Genomic DNA, 10,796 nt, shown 5'->3' with positions numbered 1-10,796 from the left:
AGATGGCGGTAGAAGTCCTGCTTTTTCTGAAAAAATTCCTCGCACCTTAAGAGCTTTTTCCGGCGGAGATCCGGAGACAGTTTATTGGAAAGCGGATAGGCAACATCGGTGAATTTTTTAATGAAGAAGTCGTGATTGTTTTTGCGGCAGCGGGCCCAGACGGAACAGCCGGCATTCTCAGCTGAAAACTCTCCCTGAATTTGGTAGCCGTTAATCTCCATAAATAGCCTCTGCTGCCTGAAACAAAGATGCCCGCATTTAGGCAATGCTGTTTATTATCTGAGCGAGAATTTCCTGATAGGACAGGCGATCCAGCCCGCTTCCGGCCTCGGACGGAAAATGAATAACGTTATCCCAAGTCTCGGCAATGTCAGTCCAGTACTCCGCCTCGGGAGCAAAAATCAGAAGCCTTTTGGCATTGCTGTCCATAAGGCCGCCGGACTTAGCGTCACCGTCCCACATATTGGTAAGCTCGTCAAAGGTTTTAACCATTTTGCGGGGATAGTTCATGGCGGCGGCGGAATAGCCTATGGGATGAGTGGAGGCGTCAGACCACACCACGATAAGATGACGTCTTTTGTCGCCGCCCTTCGTCCATTTGGATTTGATGGCATAGGCCAAAGCCTCCAGGGCATCCTCGGGCTCATCCCCGCCGCCCTCGGGATGGAGGGATCTTATTACAGCGTCAAAACGGTCGCTTTCTTCCCTGAGATCGTAAAAATCGGTGGTCAGCATAGCATTTTTGCCGTCTGCCATGTAATCCCGGAATGCCACGATTCTGGCGCGGATCCTGTCAATGTTCTTCCCCTTCTGAGACATTTCGTTCATGAGGTCGCGATAGAAGGTCAGGGCATTCTCCTTGACCATGTCCAGAAGAGGCCCCATGCTGCCGGTGGCATCGATGCAGAAGACTATGTCCACGTTGTATTCAAGACGATCCTTCATATGGGTGTTCCTCACAGATCAGAGCCGGTTTCCGGAAGCTGACGGTAGTGCCGGAAGAGAGCCGAAGAAGAGAGTCAGACTCGAAGTCCCGACACAAAGTTCCGGGCCCGCCTTTTAAAGTATAAAAAAATAATGGCCGTTACCTGAATTCCTTTGTTTCAAACCGGCGTAAAACTGAGATCCCTGTCCCTGTCAGAATCCGGGGAAAGCACGCTTCCGGGCTGGCTCCCGGGGTAAACCGCCCTTTCAGAAGCGACATCCTGAAGATGTATCAAGCAAGGAAGGCGCATCCGATCTTTCGGGAAATTCGAGGAGGGAAACAGCTTCTCAGAAGATCGCTCCCAATCGCCGCTTCAGCATGACAGCGCGGGCTTGAATAAACCCGGCCCCGGATTCATAATACCCGGAAAGCATCAGGGGCGGAATACCATAGCGGATGGCAATGAGCGGGGAAATCAGTAATTTATTCAGGGTGAGAACGGACAGCATAACCGGGACAGAAACGGAATCCCGCAAAAACAGAGTTATCGGGCTCATGCTGGCTCTGGCGGCTCTTACAGGCGTGTTTTTAGTGGAACAGACGCTGCAGCCATCCTATTGGGTAAAAAGCGCTGTTAAGGCCCTGGCGTTTTCAGTACCCGTCGTAGTGTATGCCGCGCTCTCCAGGATAAGCCTATGGGAGACCATCGGTTTAAGGAAGCTTTCCGGGGCCAAACCGCTTTTCCTGGCCATGCTGCTTTTTCTGGCCGGAACCATGCTGCTCTTTCTGATTTTCCGGGGCGAGCTGGATCTGGCGGGTATCCGGCAGAGTCTTATGCAGAAGGAAAATCTCACCCGGGAAAACTGTCTCTTTGTATTCGGGTACATCATCATTTGCAACTCGTTTCTGGAGGAGGCATTCTTCCGGGGCTTTGTTTTTCGGCTATTTCACAGAAAAATCACAGGAGCCCTGATAAGCGCGGCGCTGTTTTCCGTTTACCATATCGGCATATTCATCACGTGGTTCAATCCCATGATATTCTTGCTGTGCGTGAGCGGACTCGCCGGAGTCGGACTTTTCCTGCAGTGGCTCAAGGAAAAATATCACACCATTGCCGCAAGCTATGTAGTGCATGCCTCTGCCAACATCTCCATAAACGTAATCGGAGCCATGCTTATTTTCGGAATCCTGGGGTAAACCAGCCGGGAATCATACCAGGGCGGAACACAGAACATGAGGCAGACAAAAGGAAGGCGTCTCAAGAGAAGAAAGAAAAGAAAACGAACCACGAAAAACGCCTGATTCCGCAGCTCGTCCGGATTGCAGGATTACTGATTGCAGATTATCCGTAAAGCGGGCCGAATGGCTCCTAGCGGGGCGTCAACGCTGCCGCCAAAAAACTCCAGACTGCCATCCGGGTTTACAAAGGCCCCCATGTTCTGCGACATCTCCGGGGAACGCAGCATCCGGTAGCATCAGCCTTCATCATTGTCGCCAAATTCATTATCAATCCACATGCCCTCTTCAATGGCATATTCCGTAGGCAGACACCGTCTCGCCGTGTCAAGCATATAATACTGTTCCGCCTCCGCAATACTGAGACAGAAAATCCTGTCCCGTGTATCATTGCCTCCCCTGACGCCGGATCTCGGGTTAGCGCCATTCAGCGTCTCTGACACAGAGATCCGCCGCTGCTGCTCCTCCGAGAAGGCCGCTTTCATAAAATCATTGTTGAGCCACTTCCTCTGGCTGCAGTTTTCACTGGTGATGTCCGCATCCTCCTTCATGATACTGCTGACAGTCCAGCCCGTAACGGCTGATGAGGAGCGTTTCATTGCCCTTAACCTCCAGCGCCAACCATTCTATTGATTCCCTGGTGTCACCGTGATTCTGCGGATAGCACCCGAACTTAACATGATCGCCCGGTTTAAGAGCAGTATATTTGTTCCCCTTAACCGCATTATCCTGAGCATTTCCGCTCATCCCTTCTGTCATTTTCGCCTCCGGAATAAAATTATCAATACCGGCGGATTCCTGAAAACCTGACGCCGTCTCAGGTATTCTATTTGTTACCCCCGGGAACAAAAATGCCTCTGTCACAGAGCTGAAATTTCAACCTGGGACTGCAAAAAAAAGCGACAAGTCCTGCTGCGCGGAAGCTTGCGGAGAAATGACAATTGCCGTATCGAAACGCAATGAAAGCCGTGAGGCGCGGGAGCGTTTATGAATATTGCCGCCGCCCCGAAAAATCAGCTGAATCCGAAGGTTTTCAGAATAAGGGGCTGGTATCAGCCGCAGCGGCAGAGTCCCGGATCAGAAGATTACTGATTCAGGATCAGCCTTAAAGCCGGCCGGATAACGATGTTATCATTGCGGACGAAGCTGCCGCTCATGCCCGGTACGCCGGCCGTATCAACAAGCGCCGCGCGGTTCTGAAGACTGCCCGGCGACCGGAGCCACCAGAAACAGCAGCCATTTCTGACATCTTCCCAGGCATCCTGGCTGCGGGCAAGCTCTGCTGGCCGACACTGCCTTTCAGCGTCATTCCTGAAATACCGTTCCGCTTCCGTGAGACTCAGGCAGAAAACCCGATCCTGGGTATTATTTCCGCCGCGGGCGCCGAATTCCGGGTTATCGTCATTCACTACCTCTGAGAGCCTGATTCTTCGCTGTTCCTCTGCAGTGAAAGCCTTATTCAGGAAATCATTGTTAAGCCACTTCCTAAGATCGCAATCCTCCCAGGTCATGCTTTCTCTCTTATGATGGTACGGGAGGCACTGAAGAGCATAGCGGCTCACCAGAAGAGCCTCATTGTCATTAACCTCCAAAACCAGCCATTCAATGGGCTCTTTAACACGCTTTTTATTCTGGGGAAAGCTGCCGAACCTGACATAATCCCCGACTTTAACGCTCACGGGGAGATCCGGCGCAACGTCTTTAACCAGGTCTTTCACCAGGTCATTCGCATTATCCTGAACCTTGTTTTCTGCCGCTTTTACGGTCTTAGATCTTGCCATGTTTGCTTTCCCCGAAGTCAGACTTACCATAGCGGCCCATCCTGAAAGCCCGGGCCGCCTGAAGGATTTTATCAAAAACCCGTCACCGGAAAAAAACCGGTTTCACAGATGAGCCGGACCGGGAGCGGGGAGCCGAATCTGTAAGCTTTGCAGGAAAAAAGGAAGAGGCGCAGAAGAAAATGGCACTGCCTTTATCTTTGTTCCGGACGAAAACAAAATCAGGCGATGAAGCCTTATGCTAACAAATAATGGTGCATGGAAAAACAGATTTTCAGAATGACCCGACGCAACGAAGCGGCCTGTTGTCCCGGTTTGAGAGAATTATTGCGTATAGCTCATTGGGTTTGGCCAAGCTCAACGGGGCTGCCCGCTCATAGGGTTTGGCCAAAGTGTTTAGGATGGCTGGGGAAAGTTGTATTGCAGACACCAAAACAGCACTCTCAATGAGAATCACTCCTGGAACAGATCCCCAAGCAGGATTACATTGGAAAACACGTTGCTGTATTCATTCTTCTTAAGGCCGAAGGTGGTTACCAGGGTATTTCTGATAACCGTTCTCGGAGACACATATTTCTGAAGCAGCGATTCTCTGTTAAGAAGCGTCCTGTAGTATTCATTGTTTACATCATACTCGCCGCTGTAAAACTTCAATTCGCACATATTGATCACATTGTCATTTCTGATTATGAGGAGATCAATCTGCGCGCCCTTCTCGTCATCAGGCCTTTTGGACCACGCCGAAGCCCGGGTAATCACGCCTGAAATGCCCAGAGATTTTTTAAGCTGCTCAACATGATTGAAGCAGACATTTTCAAATGCCAGTCCGCACCATGCGGATAATGACCGGGCACTGGAATTCTGCTGCCAGAATTTCTCATTGCCGGAATCATGATCCTTCAGAAAACGCAGATAAAAAATGCAAAACAGATCTGTCAGTTTGTAATGAGGCTCGCGCCTGCTGAAACCAAACGGGACATACTTTACCGCAAAATCACTTGCAATAAGAGCTTTCAGGCTTTTGGAGATTCCTGCTCCTTCCGAAAGATGCAGTTTTTCGATAATCTCCTTTCTGGTAAATCCGGCATTGTTTTTGCTGAGCAGATCCACTATGGATTTTTCAGATTCAGGATTCGCAAATACCGATGCAAAAAGTCTGTCATATTCATCCTTCAATTTTGCATTTTTGGCAAAGAAGATGTTATCGATATTCTGAGCCAGGCTGAACTCTCCGTCTACATACCGCATGTAGTAGGGAATGCCTCCGAAAACCATATAGCTCTGCGCAATATCGTACCTGGAAAGCCCGATATCGTTTGATTTGTAAAACTCCTCGCATTCGGCCAGAGTAAAGGGGGACAGCTTAATTTGATAAGTAACGCGGTCGCAAAGACCGCCATGCTCATTGATAAGATTGTCCAAAATCCAGGAATTGGCGCTCCCTCAAACCACCAGCATGAAATTTTTGCGATGACAGGCCCAGGTATTCCAGAACCCTTCAAAAGCCTGTACAAATGATGAACGCGGAGTATCTAACCATGGCATCTCGTCAATGAATACCAGCTGTCTTGAGCCGTCATCGATTTTTTGAAGATGCTTTTCCAGGAGAAAGAAGGCATCAAACCAGGACTTTGGTTTTGCCCCTTCCGTCATCCCGTGCAGAAGCAGGGACTTGTAAAAATGCTCCAGCTGCTTTTTTAACTGACCTTTTGCGTCACTGGCATCAGGAGCCAGGCCGGCATGTCTGAAGGTAATCCGTCCGGCAAAGGTTTCATCAACCAAAAAGGTTTTTCCGACTCGGAGCCGTCCGTAAATTGCCACAAATTCCGCGCTGTTTCTGTCATACAGCTTGTTTAATTCCCGGATCTCTTTTTTGCGCCCAATCATAACAGATCTCCGAATTGCATTTATTTTGAGGTGAAATACCATTTTTGCATTTCACCTCACTGTTAGAATCATAGCTTGCAAAAGAACCGCCGTAAATGAACTCCCGTCAAATTTCAAATCTGCCTCTTCCGTCGTTATCTCGTTCATCCATCTGTCACCCCCTTCGCGGTTTCCTCCGAAAAATATGCTTATTATGAGGCGAACCGCTGTTTATATCATTTCACCTCAGATTAAAAATCATAATCTCGCTGCTACCGGAGGCGTTGCCCCCATGGCTTCAGGATGCAAAACCGCCGGAATGACCCAGAACACCGTCTGACAAAATCTCCCCCCGAAAAGACAGCTGTCCCATGTCATGGAGGTGGTCGTATGCCGCACATTGCTAAAAAGTCAAAATCAGGGCCTCCGGAAAATCATTGTTAAGCCAATGCCGCAGAATCGCAATCCGCCCAAGTCGTTATGTATTCCCTCTTATGATGGTATGGTATGCGCTGAAGAGCGTAGCGGCTCACCGGAAGAGCCTCATTGCCCCTGACCTCAAAAACCAACCATTCAATTGATTCCCTGGCGCTGCCGTTTTCTGAGAGGGTAGCTTCCGAACCTGACATAATCCCCGGCTTTAATGCTCACGGGGAGAGCCGGCGCAACGTCATTCACCAGGTCTTTCGCATTATCCTGAACCTTATTTTTTGCCGCTTTTCCGGCCTTGGAGCTTGCCATTTTGCTCTCCGCGAAGTCAGACTGCCAATACCGCCCCTTCCTGAAAGCTCAGGCCGCCTGAAGGATTCCACCAAAAACCAGACTGCGAAAATACACCGGCTCGCCGATGAACAGTGCCAACAACGGGAGCATCTTTTAGCTTTGCAGGAAAGATAAGGAAGCTGTACAGACAAGAAAGCTGGCTGACATAAAGATCGGGAGCATGAAACGAGGACAGCCCCTCTGAGCCTGATTACGAACCTCCGGCGATTACGAACCTCCGGGGCTGCCATAGTGTACATTTTCGGTCATTCCGTGAGCGTCCCCGACAAAGGTTTTGACATCTGCATCTTTAAGTTCAACCACATATCACGGATAAAAAACCGGCATCGTGTTAGAGTGAACGGTGATGTTACGGATTATGATGTTACGAGATTCGGAGCGGTTAAATTATGGGAGACATTCTAAATCCTGCTGAGATAAATTTTTTTGCTGAACTGGTGAAAGCAAAGGATTTCAAAGTATTCGTGGATAAAACAGATTTTATCGCCAAAACTAACGCTCTCCTTAACTTCGGCAGGAATCTTTTGACCGTGGCCCGTCCCCGCAGATTCGGAAAAACCGTAACCGCGCATATGCTTTTGGCTTATTATTCCAAAGCCTATGCCGGGCAGAGTATTTTTGACGGACTCAAAATAACAAATAAGGATAACAGGGACAGTTACGCCAAGCACCTGAACAAATACGATGTGATCTACATTGACATGAACTACATCAGAGGCAAATATAATGAGTACCTCGAAGATGAGGAGCTTCATGTTAAAGGGGTTGCTACTCTTGTTGATTTTCTGAAATATGCGATTATTGAGGAACTGAAGGAAAACAAAGACTATGCCACGTTGCTCAGTAAAAACAGCAAAATAGGCAAAAAATCTCTTCTGTCCGCATTACAGGCAATATGCAAATATACCGGTGAAAGATTTGTCCTGATCATGGACGAGTGGGATCTGGTTTACCGGGAATACCAGAATGACACTAAGCTGCAGGAGAAGTTTATTGATCTTCTCACCAGCCTGTTTAAAACTGATGGCGGATTAAGCTGTTTTGCTCTTGCCTATCTCACCGGCATCCTTCCCATCAAAAAATACAATTCTCAGTCAGCCTTAAACGATTTTGATGAATATAACATGCTCGCTCCCGGTGATTATGCGCCTTACTTCGGTTTTACCGATGCCGAGGTTGCCGACATTGTAAAATCACCAAACTGCAAAGTGTCGCATGAGGAGTTAAAGGAGTGGTACGAGGGTTATAAAATCAAAGGTGTCGATATTTACAACCCTAACTCCGTATACAAAGCGGTCAGCCGAAACGAATGCATCAGCTACTGGAGCGGAACCTCATCCAACGAAGAATTTGTCCGTCTCATAAACGCTGATTTTGAAGGCCTTAAGGAAGATATTGTCAATTTGATCGAAGGCGATGAAATTACCTTCAGCTGCGCCAATTTTCAGAATGACATGGTCAACATCAAAGACAAACACGATGTTTTCTGCCTTCTGGTATGTCTCGGTTATCTCGGCTGCTCTGATACCAAAAACAAATATCGCAAGATTGCTTATGTTCCGAATGCCGAAGTCAAGGCAGTGCTGATGGATATTGTGAGAGAGCAGAACTGGTACGAGCGCATGGAAACCATCAGGCGTTCGGAAGATCTCCTGAAAGCCATCATGGAGCTTGACGGAACGACAGCCGCAAAGCTAATTCAGGATATCCATAATTCTCCTGCGGTATCTCTTCTGGACTACAATGATGAAGAGTCGCTTACATACTGCATCATGACCGGTCTTTTATGGTCAACTCTTGATGACTACAGCTATCATCGCGAAGAGCCTACCGGAAAAGGACGCGCGGATCTGGTGTATGAACCTATCACAAAGAAACTGCCGCTTCTTCTGATCGAGTTTAAGTACGACGATTCCGCCGCAGAGGCCATTAAGCAGATTAAAACAAGGGAATACTTTCAACGTTATATCAAACAGTACCGGAACATCATTCTGGTGGGGATAAATTACAGTTCTAAGACAAAGGATCACGAGTGCCTGATTGAAAGGTTCGGTTAACCACCAGTCCAGTCTGAAACTTTCAAAGGATCTCATAGCGGGATCCTTTTTTGCAGAGTCAAGATAAACGCCCGGCCATCCGGTTTTCCGTCCTCCGCTTCTGGCTGATTCCCTGTATGCAGTAACAGCGACATCTCCCGATATGAACTTTTTGGATCAGGACAGAACTCCAGGAGCCCTGAATATTGCCTGATTTGGCCCTTCCAAAACAGTCTTGTGCCAAAACTGAGCCCGCCGCCCGCAAGCGGGCGGAAGAAGGAGCGCGGCAAGCCGCGCGAGATTCCGCGGCTTACGCCGCGGCGGCTGATTCCCGATTTGAAGATTACAGATTCCAGATTAGCCGTAAAGCGGGCCGCACGGCGTAGTAAACAAAGTTGACGATGTTAACATACGGGTTTAGCGCGCCGTCCGAATCCACGTCCGATGCGACGTTCTGAAAATTGCCCGGCGACCGCAGCCACCAATAACAACAGCCGTTGCCATTATAAACCCCTGCTCCTTGGTTACGTGCATGAGCCGTAGGCTGGCACTGTCTTTCACTGTTATTCTTAAAATAACGTTCGACCTCCGCAAGACTGAGACAGAAAACCCGGTCTTGAGTATTATTTCCGCCGCGGGTACCATACTGCCGGTTATTGTCATTCACTACCTCTGCAAGCTTGATCCTCTGTTGTTCCTCCTCCGTAAAGGCCCCATTCAGAAAATCATGGTTAAGCCACTTCCGAAGATCGCAGTCCTCCCAGGTAATGCTTGTATTCTGATGATGATACTGTTTGCAATCAAGGCCGTAACGACTCACTAAGAAGGCCTCATTGCCGCTGACCTCCAAAACCAGCCATTCAATGGGCTCCCGGGCGCTGCCGTTATTCTGCGGGTAGCTTCCAAACTTAACGTACTCCCCGACCTTGACCCGCAAGGGCTTTCGGGTAGGATATTTGACGCCCTTTACGGTAATGCCGGCCTGTTTGTCAGCAGCGGAACCGGCGTACGACCGGAACTTTCCGATAACCTGCGAAAGCACGGAGATCTTTTCGAGTTCGGTTAAGGCACTGTTATGAGAACTCACAAATTTCCGGAAAAATTCCGGGGTGTCCCGGTTTTCCTGAAGCAGATTTTCAAAATGGGCCTTAAGATCCTGCGCCGAGGGGAATAAATGCTCCTCAAAGCTCACAAAACCGGAAACCGTCCTTTTGAGATTATCGTAGGAGTTTGAATGCCAGACCTTTTCGGATACCTCCTTAAGAGCGGCGTCATAGGTGTTAAGGAGGCTGCTGAGACGGTAGGTCTGCTTTTCCCGGAGGAGTTTCCCCACGTAGTCATCAAAGGCCCGGGCGTTTTTGAACTGAAGTTCGCCCTGCCCGAAAACCGCCCTGTCAAGATCTTCCAAAACCAGCTTTAAAGCCTCCCGGGATTTTGCTTCCGGAATAGCGGCGGCAAAGAATTCCAGCTCTTTGCGGTGATCCTCTATGTACTTGATGTAGCCGGAAAACCCATGTTCGCTTTCCAGCTTTTTAAGGTATCCCTGAAGCTCCGCGGGAGAACCGAAGGCCTTATCGCCTATCCGGATATTTCTCTTGTCTGAGAATGCGTAGCCTAGAATCCAGGCCGCCTCCATATCCGAACACTTCTGCTGCGAAATCTGCAATGCGGCCTTTTGAAGGAGATTGGTAGCCGCATCGCTCTTCAGTATGGCTCCTGCATAGAAGTCCAGAAAGGAGCTCTGTAAAAGCCGGAGTTCGCTTACAAATCCGGTATTTCCGGTTACCGCTGCAGCTACGGCCGCCTCGCCAAGCTCCGTGAGATTTGCAAATTCCCGCCCGCCACAGAAGATGGTTTTAAGGCTGGGATCAAGCCGGTACATCAGGCGGTAAAAGACCTGATGGCTTCCTGCCGCATCCGAGTTATTCTGAAGATTTGCCTCCGCTTCCCGTGAGAGCCTTTCCAAATCAGGGGCAAAGAGACTGAAATGATGGGACAGAATTCCCCTGCCTACCTCCCGGATTCCGGCGACGGAATCCTTAAGCATGGCCTTAACCAGAGACTCCAGAGTCTGATACTTCACCCCGCTAAATAAGTAAGGGAGAAATTTCGGCTTCGTTTCTGAGGCACCGATTTCTCCCGGCACCGGCACGTCTTCGCCGTTAAGCCATC

The 10,796-nt window shown here is 49.1% G+C and carries 11 protein-coding genes; 2 read left to right on the top strand and 9 right to left on the bottom strand.

Going from position 1 to position 10,796, the window contains the following annotated elements; translation table 11 throughout:
* A partial coding sequence (locus tag ACJROR_RS14540; RefSeq protein WP_406547727.1) for a hypothetical protein occupies positions 1-221 on the bottom strand: 221 nt, incomplete at its 3' end.
* Positions 222-258: 37 nt separating this feature from the next.
* Entirely contained in the window at positions 259-945 is a 687-nt protein-coding gene (locus ACJROR_RS14535; RefSeq protein ID WP_406043844.1) for a vWA domain-containing protein, read from the bottom strand.
* A 436-nt stretch (positions 946-1,381) separates the two neighbouring features.
* Between ACJROR_RS14535 and ACJROR_RS14530 the strand changes: the two genes are divergently transcribed.
* The gene (locus ACJROR_RS14530) at positions 1,382-2,122 is read left to right on the top strand and encodes a CPBP family intramembrane glutamic endopeptidase (RefSeq protein ID WP_406547726.1); all 741 of its coding nucleotides are present in this window, start codon (positions 1,382-1,384) and stop codon (positions 2,120-2,122) included.
* 278 nt (positions 2,123-2,400) lie between these two features.
* Here the strand turns inward: ACJROR_RS14530 and ACJROR_RS14525 are convergent, their stop codons facing one another.
* The 6 genes from ACJROR_RS14525 to ACJROR_RS14500 form a co-directional block, all read right to left on the bottom strand.
* Positions 2,401-2,712: a DUF6273 domain-containing protein gene (locus tag ACJROR_RS14525; RefSeq protein WP_406547725.1), complete on the bottom strand. Its 312-nt coding sequence runs from the start codon at positions 2,710-2,712 to the stop codon at positions 2,401-2,403.
* Positions 2,684-2,920, bottom strand: coding sequence for a hypothetical protein (locus ACJROR_RS14520; protein WP_406547724.1), 237 nt, complete (start codon positions 2,918-2,920; stop codon positions 2,684-2,686). Before ACJROR_RS14520 ends, ACJROR_RS14525 begins: the two co-directional genes overlap by 29 nt.
* Positions 2,921-3,246: 326 nt before the next feature.
* Complete coding sequence (locus ACJROR_RS14515; RefSeq protein WP_406547723.1) at positions 3,247-3,942, bottom strand: DUF6273 domain-containing protein; 696 nt, start codon at positions 3,940-3,942, stop codon at positions 3,247-3,249.
* A gap of 450 nt (positions 3,943-4,392) precedes the next feature.
* Entirely contained in the window at positions 4,393-5,361 is a 969-nt protein-coding gene (locus tag ACJROR_RS14510; protein ID WP_406547722.1) for an ATP-binding protein, read from the bottom strand.
* A gap of 21 nt (positions 5,362-5,382) precedes the next feature.
* Entirely contained in the window at positions 5,383-5,826 is a 444-nt protein-coding gene (locus ACJROR_RS14505; protein WP_406547721.1) for an ATP-binding protein, read from the bottom strand.
* A 552-nt stretch (positions 5,827-6,378) separates the two neighbouring features.
* On the bottom strand, positions 6,379-6,546 hold the full coding sequence (locus ACJROR_RS14500; protein WP_406547720.1) for a hypothetical protein: 168 nt from the start codon (positions 6,544-6,546) through the stop codon (positions 6,379-6,381).
* Positions 6,547-6,977: 431 nt separating this feature from the next.
* On the opposite strand from ACJROR_RS14500, the gene ACJROR_RS14495 reads away from it, so the two are divergent.
* On the top strand, positions 6,978-8,645 hold the full coding sequence (locus tag ACJROR_RS14495; RefSeq protein ID WP_406547719.1) for an AAA family ATPase: 1,668 nt from the start codon (positions 6,978-6,980) through the stop codon (positions 8,643-8,645).
* A gap of 322 nt (positions 8,646-8,967) precedes the next feature.
* Here the strand turns inward: ACJROR_RS14495 and ACJROR_RS14490 are convergent.
* On the bottom strand, positions 8,968-10,796 hold a 1,829-nt coding region (locus ACJROR_RS14490; protein ID WP_406547718.1), incomplete at its 5' end, for a DUF6273 domain-containing protein.

The sequence above is a fragment of the Succinimonas sp. genome (assembly GCF_045225735.1).
Taxonomy (GTDB): domain Bacteria; phylum Pseudomonadota; class Gammaproteobacteria; order Enterobacterales; family Succinivibrionaceae; genus Succinimonas.
This window is presented reverse-complemented; position numbering and strand designations above follow the sequence as displayed.

Excerpts from the sequence above, each read along its gene's own strand:
- ACJROR_RS14535 (WP_406043844.1), bottom strand. The coding sequence starts at position 945 with ATGAAGGATCGTCTTGAATACAACGTGGACATAGTCTTCTGCATCGAT.
- ACJROR_RS14530 (WP_406547726.1), top strand. The coding sequence starts at position 1,382 with ATGGCAATGAGCGGGGAAATCAGTAATTTATTCAGGGTGAGAACGGAC.
- ACJROR_RS14525 (WP_406547725.1), bottom strand. The coding sequence starts at position 2,712 with ATGAAGGAGGATGCGGACATCACCAGTGAAAACTGCAGCCAGAGGAAG.
- ACJROR_RS14520 (WP_406547724.1), bottom strand. The coding sequence starts at position 2,920 with ATGACAGAAGGGATGAGCGGAAATGCTCAGGATAATGCGGTTAAGGGG.
- ACJROR_RS14515 (WP_406547723.1), bottom strand. The coding sequence starts at position 3,942 with ATGGCAAGATCTAAGACCGTAAAAGCGGCAGAAAACAAGGTTCAGGAT.
- ACJROR_RS14505 (WP_406547721.1), bottom strand. The coding sequence starts at position 5,826 with ATGATTGGGCGCAAAAAAGAGATCCGGGAATTAAACAAGCTGTATGAC.
- ACJROR_RS14500 (WP_406547720.1), bottom strand. The coding sequence starts at position 6,546 with ATGGCAAGCTCCAAGGCCGGAAAAGCGGCAAAAAATAAGGTTCAGGAT.
- ACJROR_RS14495 (WP_406547719.1), top strand. The coding sequence starts at position 6,978 with ATGGGAGACATTCTAAATCCTGCTGAGATAAATTTTTTTGCTGAACTG.